At 69.4% G+C, this 18600-nt stretch carries 17 protein-coding genes; 11 read left to right on the top strand and 6 right to left on the bottom strand.

Annotated features, from left to right (window positions below; all coding sequences use genetic code 11):
• The first annotated feature begins 81 nt into the window (after positions 1-81).
• Entirely contained in the window at positions 82-2232 is a 2151-nt protein-coding gene (gene ligA / locus NDI56_RS11165) for an NAD-dependent DNA ligase LigA (protein ID WP_310919599.1), read from the top strand.
• Between the two features lie 17 nt (positions 2233-2249).
• Here ligA and NDI56_RS11160 read toward each other — a convergent pair whose 3' ends face one another.
• The 3 genes from NDI56_RS11160 to NDI56_RS11150 all read right to left on the bottom strand — a co-directional run bounded on the left by NDI56_RS11160 (position 2250) and on the right by NDI56_RS11150 (position 4564).
• The gene (locus NDI56_RS11160) at positions 2250-3296 is read right to left on the bottom strand and encodes an ABC transporter permease subunit (RefSeq protein ID WP_310919597.1); all 1047 of its coding nucleotides are present in this window, start codon (positions 3294-3296) and stop codon (positions 2250-2252) included.
• Complete coding sequence (locus NDI56_RS11155; protein WP_310919595.1) at positions 3293-4210, bottom strand: ABC transporter ATP-binding protein; 918 nt, start codon at positions 4208-4210, stop codon at positions 3293-3295. Before NDI56_RS11155 ends, NDI56_RS11160 begins: the two co-directional genes overlap by 4 nt.
• A 78-nt stretch (positions 4211-4288) precedes the next feature.
• Complete coding sequence (locus NDI56_RS11150; protein WP_310919594.1) at positions 4289-4564, bottom strand: DUF7967 family protein; 276 nt, start codon at positions 4562-4564, stop codon at positions 4289-4291.
• Between the two features lie 117 nt (positions 4565-4681).
• On the opposite strand from NDI56_RS11150, the gene NDI56_RS11145 reads away from it, so the two are divergent.
• Genes NDI56_RS11145 through NDI56_RS11130 form a run of 4 tightly spaced genes read left to right on the top strand, consistent with a single transcriptional unit; the run spans position 4682 to position 10438 of the window.
• Entirely contained in the window at positions 4682-6889 is a 2208-nt protein-coding gene (locus NDI56_RS11145) for a hypothetical protein (protein WP_310919593.1), read from the top strand.
• Complete coding sequence (locus NDI56_RS11140; RefSeq protein WP_310919592.1) at positions 6886-7485, top strand: DUF7269 family protein; 600 nt, start codon at positions 6886-6888, stop codon at positions 7483-7485. The genes NDI56_RS11145 and NDI56_RS11140 overlap by 4 nt, the downstream gene beginning before the upstream one ends.
• The gene (locus tag NDI56_RS11135; RefSeq protein ID WP_310919591.1) at positions 7485-8840 is read left to right on the top strand and encodes a DUF58 domain-containing protein; all 1356 of its coding nucleotides are present in this window, start codon (positions 7485-7487) and stop codon (positions 8838-8840) included. The genes NDI56_RS11140 and NDI56_RS11135 overlap by 1 nt, the downstream gene beginning before the upstream one ends.
• A gap of 2 nt (positions 8841-8842) precedes the next feature.
• On the top strand, positions 8843-10438 hold the full coding sequence (locus NDI56_RS11130; RefSeq protein WP_310919590.1) for a DUF7519 family protein: 1596 nt from the start codon (positions 8843-8845) through the stop codon (positions 10436-10438).
• 1 nt (position 10439) lies between these two features.
• Here NDI56_RS11130 and NDI56_RS11125 read toward each other — a convergent pair whose 3' ends face one another.
• Positions 10440-11393, bottom strand: coding sequence for an AAA family ATPase (locus NDI56_RS11125; protein WP_310919589.1), 954 nt, complete (start codon positions 11391-11393; stop codon positions 10440-10442).
• A 164-nt stretch (positions 11394-11557) separates the two neighbouring features.
• On the opposite strand from NDI56_RS11125, the gene NDI56_RS11120 reads away from it, so the two are divergent.
• The 3 genes from NDI56_RS11120 to NDI56_RS11110 are packed head-to-tail and all read left to right on the top strand — an operon-like array spanning position 11558 to position 14382.
• Complete coding sequence (locus NDI56_RS11120; protein WP_310919588.1) at positions 11558-12844, top strand: O-acetylhomoserine aminocarboxypropyltransferase/cysteine synthase family protein; 1287 nt, start codon at positions 11558-11560, stop codon at positions 12842-12844.
• A 1-nt stretch (position 12845) separates the two neighbouring features.
• Positions 12846-14042 (top strand): homoserine O-acetyltransferase MetX, encoded by a 1197-nt coding sequence (gene metX, locus NDI56_RS11115; protein ID WP_310919587.1) that lies wholly within the window; start codon positions 12846-12848, stop codon positions 14040-14042.
• A 34-nt stretch (positions 14043-14076) separates the two neighbouring features.
• The gene (locus NDI56_RS11110; RefSeq protein ID WP_310919586.1) at positions 14077-14382 is read left to right on the top strand and encodes a DUF7130 family rubredoxin-like protein; all 306 of its coding nucleotides are present in this window, start codon (positions 14077-14079) and stop codon (positions 14380-14382) included.
• 110 nt (positions 14383-14492) lie between these two features.
• Here NDI56_RS11110 and NDI56_RS11105 read toward each other — a convergent pair whose 3' ends face one another.
• The gene (locus tag NDI56_RS11105; RefSeq protein WP_310919585.1) at positions 14493-14948 is read right to left on the bottom strand and encodes a hypothetical protein; all 456 of its coding nucleotides are present in this window, start codon (positions 14946-14948) and stop codon (positions 14493-14495) included.
• A gap of 409 nt (positions 14949-15357) precedes the next feature.
• On the opposite strand from NDI56_RS11105, the gene NDI56_RS11100 reads away from it, so the two are divergent.
• Entirely contained in the window at positions 15358-16245 is an 888-nt protein-coding gene (locus NDI56_RS11100) for a ketopantoate reductase family protein (protein WP_310919584.1), read from the top strand.
• Here the strand turns inward: NDI56_RS11100 and NDI56_RS11095 are convergent, their stop codons facing one another.
• On the bottom strand, positions 16246-17124 hold the full coding sequence (locus tag NDI56_RS11095; protein WP_310919583.1) for a beta-keto acid cleavage family enzyme: 879 nt from the start codon (positions 17122-17124) through the stop codon (positions 16246-16248).
• Positions 17125-17250: 126 nt separating this feature from the next.
• Between NDI56_RS11095 and NDI56_RS11090 the strand changes: the two genes are divergently transcribed.
• Positions 17251-17475, top strand: coding sequence for a hypothetical protein (locus NDI56_RS11090; RefSeq protein ID WP_310919582.1), 225 nt, complete (start codon positions 17251-17253; stop codon positions 17473-17475).
• Positions 17465-18580 (top strand): GNAT family N-acetyltransferase, encoded by a 1116-nt coding sequence (locus tag NDI56_RS11085; RefSeq protein ID WP_310919581.1) that lies wholly within the window; start codon positions 17465-17467, stop codon positions 18578-18580. The genes NDI56_RS11090 and NDI56_RS11085 overlap by 11 nt, the downstream gene beginning before the upstream one ends.
• The last annotated feature ends 20 nt before the right edge of the window (positions 18581-18600 follow it).

Here is an 18600-nt window from a genome sequence, read left to right as displayed (position 1 = left end):
TCCCATGTCGGATAAGTGTCTTGTGATTGATATCGGCGGCGCACCGAACGTTCAAAGAGGGTGCGTTTACCACTGTGGACAATGACAGCCGACCCGTCGCGGCCATCGGCAAACCCACACGTCGAGTCGCCGGACACGGACTTCGCCCCCGTCGAGGAACTGGACGAGGCGACCGCCCGCGAGCAGGCCGACCAGCTGCGCGAGGCCATCCGCTACCACGACTACCGTTACTACGTCGAGGCCGACCCGGTCATCGGCGACCGGGCCTACGACGCGCTCTTCTCCCGACTGCAGGAGCTCGAAGACGAGTTCGACCTCGACACAGAGGGGAGTCCCACCCAGCGGGTCGGCGGCGAACCGCTGGACGAGCTCGAAGACGTCGAACACGTCGCGCCGATGGGTTCTATCGACCAGAGCGGGGAGGTCGAGGACGTCCGCGAGTTCGACGAGCGAGTGCGTCGCGGCCTCCGGGAGACCGACTACGACGGCGCTGTCCAGTACTTCTGTGAGCCGAAGTTCGACGGCCTCTCCGTCGAGGTCGTCTACGAGGACGGCGAGTTCGTCCGGGCGGCCACGCGGGGCGACGGCGAGGTCGGCGAAGACGTCACCGAAAACGTCCGGACCATCAGCAGCGTCCCCCAGCGCCTCCGCGGGGAGTATCCCGACTTTCTCGCGGTGCGGGGCGAGGTGTACATGCCCCGCGAGGCCTTCACCGCGTACAACCGCGAGCGCGTCGAGTCGGGGGAAGACCCCTTCGCCAACCCTCGCAACGCCGCCGCGGGGACGCTCCGGCAACTGGACCCCACGATTACCGCCGAGCGGCCGCTCGCGGTGTTCTTCTTCGGCGTTCTCGATGCCAGCGTCGACTTCGGGAGCCACGCGGGCATCCACGAGCGCCTCCCGGAGTGGGGGTTGCGCGTCTGTGACCGCACCCGCGTCGTCGACGACATCGAGGCGGCCATCGACTACCGGAACGAGCAACTCGACGCCCGCGACGCCCTCGGCTACGAGATAGACGGCGTCGTCCTCAAGGTCGACGACGGCGACGCCTGCGACCGACTGGGCGCGACCAGCCGCGCCCCGCGGTGGGCCTTCGCCTACAAGTTCCCCGCCCGCAAGGAGGAGACGACGGTCCGGGACATCGTCGTGCAGGTGGGCCGGACCGGCCGGCTGACCCCGGTCGCGCTGATGGACCCCGTCGAGGTCGGCGGCGTCACCGTGACGCGGGCCTCCCTGCACAACCCTTCGCTCATCGAAGAGCTCGGCGTCGGTATCGGCGACCGCGTGCGAATCAAGCGCGCCGGCGACGTGATTCCGGACGTGGTCGAGGTCGTCGAGGGGAACGGTGACGGCCACTTCGAGTTCCCGGACGACTGTCCCGCCTGCGGGAGTCAGGTGGAACGCGACGGGCCCATGGCCTTCTGTACCGGCGGGCTCTCCTGTCCCGCTCAGCGCGAACGCTCAGTCGAGCACTACGCCAGCCGGGCCGGGCTGGACATCGAGGGGCTCGGCGAGAAGGCCGTCGAGCAGCTCCTCGATGCGGACCTCGTCGAGAACGCCGCGGACCTCTACGAGCTCTCCGTCGACGACCTCGCCGAGCTGGAGGGGTGGGGCGAGACGAGTGCCCGGAACCTGGTCGACGAACTCGACGCCGCCCGCGAACCCGAACTCGACGAGTTCCTCACGGCGCTTGGCATCCCGCAGGTCGGCGGCGTCACGGCCCGGAACCTCGCCCACGAGTTCGGCACGTTCGAGGCCATCCGCGAGGCCGCCGAGGGCGACGACGAACCGTCCGATGGCCAGGTGACGCTCGGTGAAGCCGTCGGCGACGACGAGGCGGCGTTCGAGGTGTTCGAGGCGGTCCCCGACGTCGGTCCAGTCGTCGCCCGCAGCATCGTCGACTTCTTCCGGGACGGGGGGAACCGAGCGGTGCTTTCCCGCCTGCTGGACCACGTCGACCCGCAGGCCGCCGACCAGTCGACGGGCGACGCCCTGGCGGGGCTCACCTTCGTCTTCACCGGGTCGCTCGACGAGTACACCCGCGGGGACGCACAGGAACTCGTCGAACGCGCCGGCGGCTCGGCCACCTCCAGCGTCTCGGGCAACACCGACTATCTGGTGGTCGGGGAGAACGCGGGCCAGCGAAAGCGCGAAGACGCCGACGAGAACGACGTCGAGGAGCTCTCCGAAAGCGAGTTCGAGGCGTTGCTCGCGGAGCGAGGCGCGCTGTAAAACGGGTCGCGGCCGACCTACAGGTCGGCCAGGCTGAACGTGTAGTAGCTGACCGTCGCGGCGATGCCGATCCACGCGACCATGAACACGGCCACGACGGGGTCGGAGTAGAAGAACGGCACTGGCGTCCCGCCGCCGTTACACGTCGGGACCTGGACCGTCTGGCCGCCGAACTGCACTGCGCGGCTCGTCCAGGTGCCGTTGAGGACCTCGGTGCAGATGGTCTGTGTGTCCGCGTTCCCGCCGAACATGGAGAGGCGGGCCCGTAGCACGGGCGTGTCACCGGTGTTCAGCATCGAGGTCGTGAGCGTCTTGTAGGCCTGGTTCGGGTTGGCGAGTTTCAGGAGCAAGACGAGATGCCAGCGGATGGCCCCGGTGACGCCCAGTCGCTGCTGGAGCAGCTGGCCGAAGCTGTTGACGGTCGCGTTCCAGAGGAACGTGGAGTAGAAGTAGACCATGAAGCTCGCGGCCCCGGACCAGAGGGTCTTCTTGAACGCCCCCGAGATGGAGACGGTAATCGCGACGAAGACGAGGGCGTACAGGACCGAGAACAGCGAGAACAGCGCGAACAGCTCCGGCTTGAAGGCGAGCTCCGACGCCATCAGGAAGGCGGCGGTGACGGCGAGCGAGACGACGAGCGGGACGCCGAGCACTGCACAGCGGCCGATGACCTTGCCGACGAGCACGTCACGGCGGCTGTGGGGCAGCGACAGCAGAATCTTCATCGACCCGGAGGTCCGCTCCTTGGAGATGGCCGCGTAGCCGACGAAGATGGCGATTATCGGAACCAGAATGGTCACTGTGTTGGTGTAGAGGCTCGACAGCAGGAACTGCATCCCCTGTTGCTGGATGGCCTGGGCCTGCTGGCTGGTGCCGGCCCCGAAGTCCAGATACAGCGCCCCGGCGACGGGGCTGACGAACAGCAGGGTGAAGATGACGCCGAGCAGCCACAGCCCCTTCGAGCGGATGGCGTCTTTGAACTCCTTTTTCGAGACGGTGTACCAGCTGAAGGTCCGTCGCATCGCGCGGTCGAAGTTGGCCAGCGCGCCGGCCTCGGTGCTCATGCTTCGACCTCCTGTTCGGTGTAGCTGGAGAAGAGGTCCTCCAGCGACGCCTCCTGCGTGTCGAAGTCCTCGACGGCGACGCCGTTGTCCTCGAAGGTGTTGAGCACGGACATCTTCGCGCCGCTCTCACAGCTGACGGTCACCCGGTCGGTGTCGAGCTGTGCGCCCGAGACGGAAGAGAGCTTGCGCACCTCGTCGAGCGCGTCCTCGATGCCGTCGGTGTTTGCGACGGTGACGACGAGCGTCATGTCGCCCTGGGCGTCGCGAAGGCCCTCGACGGTGTCTTTCGCGATGAGCTGTCCGTTCTGGAGGATGCCGACGGTGTCACAGACGGCGTCGACCTGGCTGAGGATGTGCGAGGAGAAGAAGACGGTCGCGCCGCGCTCGCTCTCCTCGCGGATGAGGTCCCGCATCTGGCGGGCGCCGTTGGGGTCCAGACCCGTGGTCGGCTCGTCGAGGATGAGGAGGTCGGGCTCGTCGACCAGCGCCATCGCCAGCACGAGCCGCTGTTTCATCCCCTTGGAGTAGCCGCCGGCCCGGCGGTCGATGGCGTCGGCGACACCGACCCGCTCCAGGAGTTCCTCGGGGTCGTCGTCCGCGTCTTTCGACTCGATGACGAACTCCATGTGTTCGCGGCCGGTGAGGCGCTCGTACACGTCGTACCCCTCCGGGAGGACGCCGATGCGCTCGCGGATGGCTTCCGACTCCTCGCGAACGTCGTGACCCAGTACCTTCGCTGACCCGGCCGTCGGGCGGACGAAATCGAGCAGCACGTTGATGGTCGTCGACTTCCCGGCCCCGTTGGGACCCAGAAAGCCGAACACCTCACCCTCCTCGACGGTGAGGTCGACGCCGTCCAGCGCGACGACGTCAGCGTACTCCTTGCGGAGGCCGTCCAGTTCGATGGCGGTCATATGCGTCGGTTGGTCCACCCTCGGGTATAGTCTTTCATATTGTCAGGCGACACGACCGGGAGTTCGGGGAGGACGCGGTCAGACTTCTTCGTCGGGCTCGTGCGTGTCGGCCATCCGGGCCGCCTCGGCGGCGTAGCGCTCGCGGGTCTCGGTGTCGTCGACCGGAACCAGCCGTTCGGGTTCGACGTCCATGGCCGCCGTCACGCGCTTGCGAAGCAGGAGATTCGTCGACAGCTGTTTGGTGAGGTGGCGGTCGCCCTCGGGTGGGGCGTAGACGAGCGTCACCATCCGCTCGTCCCCGAAACTCGACCGTTCGACCAGCCAGCACCGCACCGTCTCCTCGGAGTCAGTCATGGGTTGCGGGTACAGCCGGCGGTCGAAAGGGGTTTGCGGTGCGGTCCCCGGCCGAACGTGACAGTAGATTTATTATCCTAGATAATTCAGGTTCTGAATATATCCGTCGTTCTCTGTATGCCCGACACTGACTCTCTGGCCGACACGTCCACGAAACGCGAGTATCTCAGGGCGTTTCTCGCCGTCGTCTGCATTCTCGCCGTCGTCGTCGCGGCGGCGGCGCTCCCGGGTCTGACACTGGCGGGCCCGAGCGGTCCGGGCGGGGACGGTACGGGACTCTTTCCGGCCGACTCCGGCAGCGACAGGGCCCCCGGCGGGCAGTCGACGAGCGAGGTAACGACGGCGCAGCCATCAGGCGAGCGACCGACGAGCGAGCGGATGCCCGGTGAGCGGACGGCCGGCGACCGGCCGACGGGTGACCGGACTGGTGAACAGCCGAGCGGTGACCGGACGGGTGAGCAGCCGAGCGGTGACCGGACTGGTGAACAGCCGAGCGGTGACCGGACGGGTGAGCCATCGAGCGGTGACCAAACGGGTGAGCCATCGAGCGGTGACCAAACGGGTGAGCCATCGAGCGGTGACTCATTGAGCGACGACGGACCGAGCGAGCAGCCGAGCGGTGGCCAAACGGGTGAATCATCGAGCGGTGACCGGACGGGCGAGCAGCCGAGCGGTGACCAAACGGGTGAGCCATCGAGCGGTGACTCATTGAGCGACGACGGGCCGAGCGAGCAGCCGAGCGGTGACCGGACGGGTGAATCATCGAGCGGTGACCGGACGGGCGAGCAGCCGAGCGGTGACCAGACTGGTGAACAGCCGAGCGACGACGGGCCGAGCGAACAGACCGACGACCGGACAGTCGGCAACCAGTCGAACGCCAATCAGACCAGCAACGAGACCGAGTCGGCCGACGCGGCGGACGACTACACCGTCTCGCTGAACCGGTCCGCCACCGCCGGGGCGGTAGTCGAGGTGACTGTGACCGACGGCGGGACGCCGGCGGCGGGGGTGCGGGTCTCGTTCAACGGTGACTCTATCGGGACGACGGACGACGCGGGGACCGTCACTGGGCGGGTGCCCTACGAGTCGCGGCTCAACGTCACGATCGACGCCTCGACACGGGCGTCGCTCGCGCCGCCCCGCGGTGGCGACCGGCTCTTCGCCGTCGCCGGCCCCGGGCTCCGGCAGGTGTCGAACGAGACGTTCACAGTGGACACCAACGTGACACTGGCGCTGTCGGGCCCGCTCGTGACCGATGGCACCGTCACGCTCACCGCGACAGTCGACGACGTGCCCGTTCGCGACGCGGCGGTGACCGTCGGCGGCGAGCAGATCGCGACGACCGACGACGCCGGTCGCGCCAGCGTGACCCTGCCGACCGACCCCGGGAACTACACTCTCGGCGTCGTGCGCGGTTCGGCCAGCGGGGAGCGAACGGTGTCGCTCGCGGGCCTCGCGGTCGAGACCAGCCCGTCGCTCCCGCTCGCGCTGCCGGGGACTGGGCTCGCGGTGACCGTCACAGCGGGCGGCGAAGCGGTCCCGAACGCGACGGTCGCACTGGGCGGTGACGCGGTCGCTCAGACCGGTCCCAACGGTACCGCGACGGCGGGACTGCCACTGGCCGGCAGCGTCACCGTGACCGTCAGGAAGTACGGGCAGCTCAGGGAGACTGCCGTCGACGGCCTCCTGCGGAACCTCGCGGCCGTTCTCGTGACCGCCCTCGCGCTCGCGGGCGGGGTCGGATACCTGTTGCGACGCCGCGGCGTCTCCGGGCGGACCCTCTCGGTGTGGTTCCGGCGGGCGGGGCAACTGCTCGTGACCGCCCTGCTGTGGCTCGTGGCCGCCGTCGACACCGCCATCGGGCGACTGCGAACGCGGTTCGAGCTGACAGTCGCTGCCCTCCGGGCCGCTCTCGCCCGCCGGCGGACGCTGCCCGAGCTATGGGCGGCGCTGCGTGGGTGGGTCCGGACTCGCCTCGCCGCGGCGAGGGCGACGGCCGACTCGGCGGCGACGGCGGCCGACCCGCGAACCGACACCGACCCGGCCGACGACCGAGCGACCGTCCGCGCGGCGTGGGGCCGGTTCCTCGGTTGCGTCTCGCTTCGCGACGTGCGGACCGCGACCCCGGGTGAAATCGCGGCCCACGCTATCGAGGAAGACGACATCCCGCCGGAGGCCGTCGGGACGCTCCGGGAGGCCTACCGGGCCGTCGAGTACGGCCAGTACGACCCACAGGACCACGTCTCGGCCGTCGAGGGGGCTATCCGGACGATCGAGCGGACGGCCGGCGACACGGACGCGGCCGACGAGGGCGGTGCGCCGTGACCCTCCGCGAACTCAAGCTGTTCGGCTTCGGCTTTCTCGGCGTTCTGGGCACCGCCGCCGCCGCGGCGCTCGCCGTCGCTCCGGACGCCTTCGCCGGCGTGTTGCCGCTGCTGCAGCGGCTCAGCGGACAGATTCGGCCGACCTGGCTCGTCGCCGCCATCGGCCTTCTGGGCGTCTTCGTCGGGTGGCAGATGACGGAGTCGGATCGGGGACAGACCGCGTTCGACGACGCCGTGTCGACGCCGCCGGAGTCGGTGACCACAGCGGAGACACCGCTGACCGGGGCGCCCCTCGATACGATGTTCGACGAGGCGGTCGCCGGGGACCCGAACGCGATGACGGCGATGGTCGACCGGCTCCGGGCGACGGCGGTGACCGCGTACGCGATAGACGCCGAGTGCTCCCGCGAAGCGGCCGAGCGAGCCATCGAGTCCGGTGCGTGGACCGGCGACGCCGTCGCGACGGCGATGTTCGACCCCGACACCGCACAGCCGCTGCCGGCGCGGCTCCGGCTGTGGCTGGACCCCGAGAGCGAGCGCGAACGCCGTCTCAGACGGACAGTCCGTGCCATCGAGAGGCTCGGGGAGGGGCGGTGATGCGGCGGCGCGTACACCGCTGGAGCGGCGGCATGGCCGGCACGCTCTTGCTGGTCTGTGTGGGGCTGCTGTGGGGTAACGCCGCCCTCCTCGCGGCCGTCGTCGTCCCGCTGACTTACGTCGTCTACGGCTCGCTCTCCCGGGTTCCGGCCGACGCCGCGCTCGAACTCACCCGCACTGTCACCGACGGCGAGCCGACTCCCGGCGAGCCGGTGCGCGTCGAGCTGACGGTCGAGAACACCGGGCCGGCCGCGCTAACGGACGTGCGGGTCATCGACGGCGTCCCGGCGGAACTCGCCGTCGTCGACGGGAGCCCGCGGGATTGCATGTCGCTGCGCTCGGGCGAGGCGGCGACGCTGACGTACTCGGTGATGGCCAAGCGCGGGTCCCACGACTTCGACACCGCCGCCGTCAGGGTTCGGACGCTCTCGGCCAGCGACGAGGTGACCGTCGAGCTGTCGGCCGACGGCGACGGGACGCTCACCTGTGCCAACACCGTCTCCGAGGCCCCGCTGACGGACGCGACGCTCCCGCGTGTGGGGACGCTCCCGACCGACAGCGGCGGCGACGGGCTGGAGTTTCACTCGACCCGGAGCTACCAGCGCGGCGACCCCGTCAACCGCCTCGACTGGCGCCGGTACGCCAAGACCAGCGAGCTGACGACTATCGACTACCGCGAGGAGCAGGCGGTCCGGACGGTGCTGCTCGTCGACGCCCGCCCGGCGGCCCGGCTGACGCCGGCGGCGGGCTACCCGACGGGCGCCGAGCTCTCGGCCTACGCCGCCGAGCGGCTGTTCGACGCGCTCTCGGCCGCGAACGCCGTCGTCAGCGTCGCCGCCGTCGGCCTCGACGACGCCGACGTGCCCGGCGGCCTCGGTCCGGACGGGCTCGCCTGGGTCGACGACGCCGACGAGCACACAGCCGCCCGTGTGGCCCGTCTCTTCGACGGTGTCGGGGCCGCCGCGGCCCGGGACGCGACGACCGTCGGAGGCGAGGCCGGCGATGCGTCCGAAACCGTCCCGCCGAGCGTCCCGACGACCGACGGCGGGTGCGACGACGCGCGAGCGATACGCGCCCGGCTCCCGCCGACGGCCCAGGTCGTCGTCTTCTCGCCGCTGACCGACGACTGGCCCGTAGCACTCGCCGAGTCGCTCACCCTGCGGGACTACTTGACGACGCTGGTCGCGCCCGACGTCGCCCGTCGGGACACCGTCGGCACGTCGGTGTTCGCCCTCGACCGCGCGGCCCGCCTCCGGCGGGCGGAACTGACCGGGACGAGCGTCGTCGACTGGGACCTCGACAGCCCCATCGACGTGGCGCTGCGCGCGTCCTTTGTGGACCTCTTCAGTGGCTGACCATGACTGATACTAGCGACGACCCGACGGGACTGCCCGGGACCAGCCGAGCCGTCGTGCTCGGCCTGACGGGGCTACTGGTCGCCGTCCTCCTCTCGACGGTCGCCACCGCGCCGCTACTGGCATCTGTGGTCGGGGTCGGGCTGGTGCTCGCGCTCTCGATGTGGCTGGTCGGCTGTGACCAGTGGACGCCCGCCGGTCGACTCCTCGCCAGCCTCCTCGTGGCCCCCATCGCCGCGGGACTGGTGGCGGTCGCTGCGGGCACCGTCGCCGCGGCGCTCGGCGAGTCCTCGGTCACGGGCGGCCCCGGCACACTGGCGGCGCTGGTAGTGACCGGCGGCTGTGTCCTCGCCGTCTTCGGGGCGGCCATCTCGACGCGGGGGGCCTACGACCGCGACCGGAGCGCCACCTATCTCGGTGTCGTCGGCCGGACGGGGCTGGCGCTCGCGGTGGTCGCCGGGGTCGCCATCGCCAACAGTATCGTCTCGCTGTCTGCGACCGACGGCGGCGACGGCTCGCGGACCGCAGTCGGGGCGGTGCTCGCGCCGGTCGTCGACCCGCTGTTTGCCCCGACGCCGGGAGACACCCACCTCGCCGTGTTCTGTCTGTGTCTCGCCGTCGTCACGCTCGCGTTCGAGCGGGCGGTGACGGCGCTGCCGCTCACCGAATTGGTGCCGGAGACGCCCGACTCCCCCGACTTGGGAGCCACAGTGGAAGCGGTCGCCCGGCGACTCCGCTGGACCGCGCTCGTGCTGGTCGGGGCGAGCGTCGTGGCCGCCGCGGTCGAACTCCGCTTCGGGCAGCCGGAAATCGCCGGCGCGCTGGCGCCGACGGCGTACGACCTGCTGGTGGCACTCACGGGCTCGCCGGGACTCCGGACGGCGATGTGGACGCTGTTCGTCGCCAGCGCCGTGACGCGGCTGGCGGTCTGGGTCGTCCAGCGGACCGCCCGGAGTTCGACCGAGCGAGTCGGCACTGCCGCGGCGCCGTACGTCGGGGGCAGCGTGCTCGCCGTCGGACTCTTCGCTATCGCCGGGCCCGCCGTCGGGCGGGTGCAGACGCTCGTCCAGTCGGGCGCGCCGACCCCGGTCCGTCTGCTGTTCGACCAGCAGCTGACGCCGCTGGTAGCGAGCTACGGCGCCGGGCCGGTTCTCCTGTTCGCGTCTCTCGCCGTTCTCAGCGTCGCCGGCACCCTCACCAGCGGCCTCTGGCTCGCGCTGGTCGTCCGGTACATCGACGAGCAGTACGCCGGCGTCCACGTCGCGGCGGCCGGGCTGTTCGCCGCGAGCACCTTCGCGGCGACGCTCGGTGCGTCGACCCCGGTCGTCCTCGCGGGGCTCGTCGGGAGCGTCGTCGTCTGGGACGCCGGGGCCTTCGGGACGCGGCTCCGCCGCGAGGTCGGGACAGTCGCGGCGACCCGCCGGACGGAACTGACACACACCGGTGGGACGGTCGCGGTCGGCGGCGTGGGCGTGGCGCTGACGGTCGCCGTCCTCGGGGTCGCCCGTGGGTCGATATCGCCGGCGCCCGACACCGGCTACCTCACCCTGCTGGTCGCGCTGTGTGCCGCCGTCGCACTGGTCGTGTCGCTGCGGTGAGCTACGCGGTGACCGCCGGTACCTCGACGCTGTCGACGACCTCCCGGACGACCGTCGCCCGGTCGACGCCGCGGACGCTGGCGTCGGCCGTCAGCACGAGGCGGTGGGCGAACACCTGCTCGACGACCCGTTTGATGTCGTCGGGCACCACGTACTCCCGGTGCTCTATGACGGCGGCCGCGCGGCTCACCTCGAAGAGGCGCTGGATACCGCGCGGCGAGACGCCGACGCTGACCCGGTCGTCTTCGCGCGTGGCGCGAGCGAGTTCGACGATGTAGTCCCGCAGCTTCCCGTCGACGGTCACGGCCTCGACGGCCCCTTGCAGCGCCGTGACGCGTTCGCCGTCGATGACCGCCGACACCGTCGGCGCCTGTGCCGTTCGGTCGGCCCGGCGGTCCAGCAGCTCGCGTTCGCCGTCGAACTCGGGGTAGCCCATCTCCGTCTTGACGATGAAGCGGTCCCGCTGGGCCTCCGGCAGCCCGAAGGTCCCCTCCTGTTCGACCGGGTTCTGCGTCGCGATGACGAAAAACGGCTCCGGGAGCTCGTGGGTGTCACCGTCGACGGTCACCTGCTTTTCGCCCATCGCTTCGAGCAGCGCCGCCTGCGTCTTGGGCGGTGCGCGGTTTATCTCGTCGGCGAGGACGACGTTGGCGAAGACGGGGCCGGGCTGGAACTCGAAGGTGCCCGCGGCCTCGTCGAACACGTTCGACCCGGTGATGTCGGCCGGCAACAGGTCGGGAGTGAACTGAATTCTGTTGAACGAGAGGCCGAGCGCGGTAGCGAAAGACTGCGCGGTGAGTGTCTTCCCCGTGCCGGGCACGTCCTCCAGCAGGACGTGGCCGCGGGCCAGAACCCCGCTCAGAACCGTCTGCAAGAACGTTTCGTCGGCGATGACCGCGGTTCCGACGGTGTCGAGGACGCGGTCGCACGCGTCGCCGACAGCGGTGTGGTCCATATTCCGGGATAGTGTGCCTGCATGAAATATCCCGCTGCTGTCGCAGTTGCACACGGTGGGCCCGGACCGCGGTGAAACGTGGGCTGTCACACCGTCGCAGGTATGGGGGAGAGTTTTGCCGTAACTCGTGGTTATAGATGCGTGGAGATATATGCACACCACACATGACTGACCACTACGGATTCGGGACACGCTGTGTCCACGCCGGCCAGGAGGAGCCGGACCCCGCTACAGGGGCGCGAGCGCCCCCGATCTATCAGACCTCCTCGTACGTCTTCGAGGACGCGGAGACTGCGGCCGACCGGTACGCGCTGGAGGACGACGGCAACGTCTACTCGCGGTTCGACAACCCGACCGTGCGGATGCTGGAAACGCGTCTGGCGTCGCTCGAAGGCGCCGTCGACGCCGTCGCCACAGGCTCCGGAATGGCCGCGCTGGACGCCGCGACGACCGTGCTCGCGAGCGCGGGCGACAACGTGGTCTCGGCCTCTTCTATCTACGGTGGCACCCACTCCTATCTGGCTACCACCGCGAGTCAGCGCGGTATCGAGACGCGCTTCGTCGACACGCTCGACCCGCAGTCCTACGCCGAGGCTATCGACGACGACACTGCCTACGTCCACTGCGAGACCATCGGCAATCCGTCACTCGTGGTCCCGCCCCTCCAGGAGATCGCGGACGTGGCCCACGACCACGGCGTCCCCCTCTTCGTCGACAACACCTTCGGGACGCCCGCGCTCTGTCGCCCGCTCGACCACGGCGCCGACATCGTCTGGGAGTCGACGACCAAGTGGATTCACGGCTCCGGCTCGACCGTCGGTGGCGTGCTCGCGGACGGCGGCTCGTTCCCGTGGGGCGAACACCCGGAAAAGTACCCCGAAATCGGCGGGGAGAACCCCGGTTTCGGGTTCAGCTTCGCCGAGCGCTTCGGCGACCGCGCCTTCGCCGTGGCGGCCCGCCAGCGCGGCCTGCGCGCGCTGGGCGACGGCCAGAAGCCCTTCGACGCCTGGGTGACGCTGCAGGGGACCGAGACCCTCTCGCTTCGGATGGAGCGGCACTGCTCGAACGCCCTGACGGTGGCCGAACACCTCCGGGACCATCCCGAGGTCGCGTGGGTCACTTACCCCGGGCTCTCCGACCACGAGACCCATGGGCTCGCACAGGAGTACTTGGAGGGCGGGTACGGCGGCGTCGTCACGTTCGGGCTCTCGGGCGGCTACGAGGCGAGCAAGCGTTTCTGCGAGGAGACCGAGCTCGCACAGTTCCTGGCCAACATCGGCGACGCGAAGACGCTGGTCATCCACCCAGCCAGCACCACCCACGCACAGCTCTCCGAGGAAGAACAGCGCGCGAGCGGCGTCAGCCCGGACCTCGTCCGCATGAGCGTCGGCATCGAGGACCCCGAGGATATCATCGAAGACATCGACGACGCCGTGTCCCGGGTGAGCTGAGATGGACTCCAGTACCGTCTCCGTCGGCGAGTTCGAGTTCCAGTGCGGCGAGACCATCGAGAACCTGGAGCTGGCCTACGAAACGTACGGCGAGTTCGAGGGCGACAACGCCGTGCTGGTCTGTCACGCCCTGACCGGGAGCGCTCACGTCGCCTCGCGTGGCCGCTTCGAGGAGGGCGACCAGGCCTACGCCTGGTGGGACGACATCGTCGGGCCGGGCAAGGCCATCGACACCACGGAGTACTTCGTGATCTGTGTGAACGTCCCCGGCTCCTGCTACGGGACGAGCGGCCCCGCGAGCGAGAACCCCGAGAGCGGCGAGCCCTACGGCCCCGACTTCCCGCCCGTCACGGTCGCCGACTGGACGGAGGCCCAGCGGCGACTCCTCGACGAACTGGGGGTGCCCGCGCTGTACGCCGTCGTCGGCGGCAGCGTCGGCGGCATGAACGTCCTCGAATGGGCCAAGCGCCACCCCGACCACGTCGAGAAGATCGTCCCCATCGCCGCCGCCGGCCGCCTCGACCCGCAGTGTCTCGCCCTCGATGGTATCGCCCGCCGGGCCATCACCACCGACGAGAACTGGCAGGGCGGGCACTACTACGGGGGCGACCACCCCGACCAGGGGCTGGCACTCGCCCGCGAAATCGGCCACGTGATGTACTTCTCGAAGTCGAGCATGGAGCGGCGGTTCGGCCGCCGGGCCGCGACCCGCGAGGCCGAGCGGGCCTTCCCCACGGACCCCGCCGGCCGCTTTTTCCCGTACCGGGACGTGGAGTCCTACCTCGATTACAACGCCTCGAAGTTCGTCGAGCGCTTCGACGCCAACAGCTACCTCTATCTCACGCGGGCGATGGACAACTACGACCTCGCCAGCGGCTTCGAGTCCGACGCCGACGCGCTGGCGGCCTTCGACGGGGACGCCCTCGTCATGTCGTTCACCGGGGACTGGCACTTCACCAGCGAGCAGAGCGAGGCCCTGGCCGACGCGCTGCGCGGAAGCGACACGCCGGTCGCCCACCACGTCGTCGACTCCGACTACGGTCACGACGCGTTCCTCGTCGAGCCCGACAGCGTCGGACCGCCGCTCGCGGACTTCCTGGAGGTGGGACTCGACGGAAGCGCCATCTCCGACACCGAGGAGACGGTGGACGACTCCTCGGATTTCGCCCCGGTCCACACGAGTCTCTTCTCACGCTAGCACTTATCATAGGTTGGTTCCTCTATAAATATGTATGAGTGATATGTTCACGAGCGCCGACGAGGAGAACCTGGAGTTCGGACAGACCGTCTACGACGACGACGGCACCGAACTCGGCACCATCCGCGGGTTCGACCAGCACGGCTTCTACGTCACGGTCGAGGAGGGCATCCAGTCGCTGACCGACGACCACCGGAGCACGGGTGCCGCCGGCGAGGCCGAACTGATGTGGCGCTGCTGGGAGTGTGGCGCGATGGGCAACATCGACGACGATATCCCCGAGGAGTGTCCCGACTGTGGCGCACCGAAGGAGGACATCTACTACTGGACCGAGGACTAATCCGCCCAGTGAGCGGTTGCAGCCGCGAAGCGCGGATTCGTCCTCGTGGAGACTAATCCGCCCAGTGAGCGGTTTCAGCCGCGAAGCGCGGATTCGTCCTCGTGAGCCGACTACTCTAGGGGCTCGATTCGGTCGACGAGTGCCCCGTCGAGGTCTGACTGCAGCGCCTCGACGGCCGCGTCCGGAAGCGCGAACCGGAGCGTCTCGTCGCGCCACTCCGCGATAGCGACGTCCTCGTCGTCCCGCACCAGCAGGCGGTCGACGTCGGTAAACAGCGTGGCGATGGCCTCGAAACACTCGCCCGTGAGCGGCGCTATCCCGGTGGTCCGGTCGTCGTGGACGGTCACTGCCGAGACGCCGGACAGTGTCTCCAGCGCCCTTCGGCGCGGTCCCACGACGTCCGTCCGGCGTCCGACGGCCAGCCGAACGACGGCGGTCGACGGGCCGCGTGGCGTCGCGTCCAGCACGGCCGCCAGCGCGTCGAGGCCGGCGCCTTCGTCGGCGGCCGGGGGACGCAGGCGGTACGCCGGCTCGTCGTCGGGCCAGGCGGGCACAGTGTCGGTCATACGCATCGTTCGAGGTCGGCGCTGTTGTGGCTGGTGGTTCCCACGCCGTCACTTGGGTGGTGGTACCGCTCGCCGAGGTCTCTTCGGAGCGCGGGCTGAGCGTCTCGATAGGACCTCGAAAGCTGTGCCACCCGTACTATCTATCCGCTATCACGTGGCCACTGACGGCCCACAAGTACTGTTTTGTCGACGGTCCGCCAGTCCGAGGTGCGTCGGAGTCGCGCTGGGCGTTGTCGCCGGCGTCCTCCGCGCGCAGTACGGTCCCACGACGACTCCGTCCCGGAACTCGTGGTCTCGGACGCCTCCGAGCGCGTCGTAGACGACTACGCCGACGACTTCGACCCCGCGGACGTCCCTGAATCGGTCACGTGACCGGTGGCTTTTGTAGCCCGCTGCCCTCCTCCGACCCATGGATATCGCCGTCGTCGGCGCGGGCAGCCTCGGGAGCCTGCTGGGCGGGCTGCTGGCCCGCGAGCACGACGTGACGCTGGTCGGCCGGGACCCACACGTCTCGGCTGTCGACCGCGACGGGCTGACCGTGACCGGCGTCGAGCAGTTCGACGTTTCGCCTGCGGCCCGTACCGACCCCCCTGCGGAAGCCGACCTCGCCGTCGTCGCGGTCAAGAGCTACGACACCGCCGCCGTCGCTGCCCAGTTGGCCGACTGCGACCTCGGCGCCTGCCTCTCGGTCCAGAACGGGATGGGCAACGAGTCACGGCTGGCCGAGGCCCTCTCCTGTCCGGTGCTCGCAGGGACTTGCACCTACGGCGCACGGCTGGCGGAGCCCGGCACTGTTGCCTTTACCGGCCGCGGTGACGTGGTGCTGGGCGCCCGCGAGGGCGGGCCGTCCGAGACGGCCGACCGGGTCGGCGCTGCGTTCACCGCCGCCGGCGTGGAGACCACCGTCGCGACGGATATGCCCCGTCGCCTCTGGGAGAAGCTGGCGGTCAACACCGCCGTCAACGCCGCGACGGCGCTGGCTCGCGTCGAGAACGGCGCGCTCGTCGATGGACCCGGTCGGTCCCTCGCCGCCGACGCCGCCCGCGAGACGGCCCGCGTCGCCCGCGAGCAGGGCGTCGACCTGCCCGACGAGCGGGCCGTCGAACGCACTCGGCAGGTCGTGCGTGACACCGCCGCGAACCGCTCGTCGATGCTGGGGGACGTCGAAGCCGGTCGCGAGACTGAGATAGACGCCATCAACGGCTACGTCGTGCGCGTCGCTGCGGAGCCAGTGCCCGTCAACACGACGCTGTCGCGGCTGGTCCGGACGTGGGAAACGGAACAGGAACGGTGCTAGTCAGTCGGCGTCCTTGCCGCCGTCGGCCGCCGCTTCGACCGACTGGGTCGCCATCCCGAGCATCTCCCGGGCCTCGTCGGGGGTCGCGATGTCGCGGTCGAGCCGCTCGATTATCTCCGCGGTGCGCTCGACCAGCTGCTGGTTGCTCTCCGCTTTCTCCCCGCGCCGGTAGTAGAGGTTGTCCTCCATCCCGACGCGGACGTGTCCGCCCAGCAGGACGGCCATCGTCGTCAGCGGGAGCTGGTGGGGGCCGACCGCGAGGACGTTGAACTCGGCGCCCTCGGGGATGTTGTCGACCATCGTGAGGAGGTTCCGCGGGGTGGCCGGGGTAAAGGACCCGCCGAAGATGAGGTTGATGTACGGCGGCTCCTCGACCAGCCCCTCGTCGATGAGCCGGCGGACCTCCGCGAGCTGGCCGGAGTTGAACACCTCCATCTCGGGTTTGATGCCCTTGGCCTGCATTTCGACGGCCAAGCGCTCGATGTTGTTGCGGGTGTGGTTCGTGATGATGTGTTTGTCCCGCTTGAACGGCCCCATGTCGAGCGACGCCATCTCCGGCGGGGGGTCCGTCCGGATGCCCGCGATGCGGCTCTCGTACTGGGCCTGGCCGCCGGTGGTGTTCTGGATGATGATGTCGTCACAGGCCTCGCGGATAGCGTCGTTGACCGCCTGCAGTCGGCTGGCGTCGTTCTCGCCGTGTTCGTTGCGGCCGTGGACGTGCGCGATTGACGCCCCGACTTCCTCGCAGGCGGCCACCTGCTGTGCGATTTCCTCGGGCTGCTCGGGTAAGTTCGGATTCACGTCTTTACCGTGGATCGCGCCGGTGGTGGCCACCGTGATGATGACCTTCTTTTGCCGGTGGTAGTCGTCGTATGGCACTACTCCGACTCGCGGCGTTCGCTACTTGGGTATGACACAGCTATCGCCCCCCCGTTGGGGTTACTCCCAGCGTATCCCCGGAAACGTCTGAATAACCAAGCCCGAACACGGTTTCCGTTAGCGTCGATGACCTGTCCGTACCTCGAATACCGCGACTCCGACGGCGAGCAGGAGTTCGACCACGAGCGCGCTTACTGTCAGCTCCAGGAGTCTTTCGTCTCCCCGATGGAGGCCGACCTCTGTAACGACCGCCACGAGTTCGACCACGAAGACGACTGTGCGGTGTTCCAGCGCCACCATCTCGACGCTGACCAGCTCGTCCCCGGGCTGGAGCTCCAGGATGCCGACTGAGACGGTCACGACGACTGCCCGGACCGACGCGGACGACTACGACATCCGCTGGTTCCGCGAGGCCGACCGCGAGGGGTTCATGGAGCTACACCGGGACACCTTTCCGGACGGCTCGGAAGCGTGGTTCGAGTGGAAGTTCCTCGACAACCCCTATCTCCCGGAGGTGCCCATCGTCGTCACCGAACACGACGGGGACATCGTCGGCGCCCGGCCCAACCTGGCGTTCCAGATGCGCGCCGGCGACACCTACCACACGGCGTTGCAGTCCTGTGACACCATGGTCGACGAGGCCCACCGCCGGCAGGGCCTGTTCAGTCGCATGAGCGAGCGCCTCTTTGCCGACTACGCAGAGGGCCAGCCCGCGTTCACGTTCAACAACCCGAACCAGAAGACGACGGCGGGCCTCTCGAAGCTCGGCTGTGACATCGCCGGCGAACACACCACGTACTACCGGATACAGAACCCCGCCGCGTACGCCGGCATCGACAGTCGGCTGGCGGAGACGGCGGGCACGCAGGCCGCCCGTACCTACCTCGCCACGCGGGAACAGCGGTTCGACCCCCCGTCCGAGGTGAGTGTCACCCGCCACACCGATATCCCCGCCGAGACGCTGGCCAGTCTCTACCGGCGCCGGCCGCCGACCGAGATTCACGCCCTCCGCGACGAGCAGTTCTTCCGGTACCGGTTTGGCAACCCGAACTGGAGCTACACCGCCTACACCGCCCGCATCGGCGGCCGTCCCGTCGCCGGTGTCGTCACCGGGACGGGGGAGAAAGAGCACCATACCGTCACCAACGTCGCCGACGTGGTTCCGCTGGTCGGCGACGCCGAACGCGACCGGGCCCTCCCGGCTATCTTCGACCGGCTCGTGGCCGACCACGACGACGCCGACGTCATCGCGGTCCGGGGCCAGTCCGTCCCCGACGGGCTCCTGACCGGTCTCGGATTCCACAGCGACCGGGCGCTCCCCTTCAGTCCCGTGGCGACGCCGACGAAACTGGTCGTCTCGCCGATTCCACCCGACGGCTCCTGGCGCGTCGCCGGCCGGGACATTCGCGTGATGGACAACTGGCGGCCCACCTTCGTCGAGCACAACACCGCCTAGGCAGCGTCGAATCCGGATTT

It is taken from the genome of Halomicroarcula saliterrae, from assembly GCF_031624395.1.
Lineage (GTDB): Archaea > Halobacteriota > Halobacteria > Halobacteriales > Haloarculaceae > Haloarcula > Haloarcula saliterrae.
Note: the sequence above shows the minus strand (reverse complement) of the source record. Positions and strands in the feature narration are given on the sequence as shown.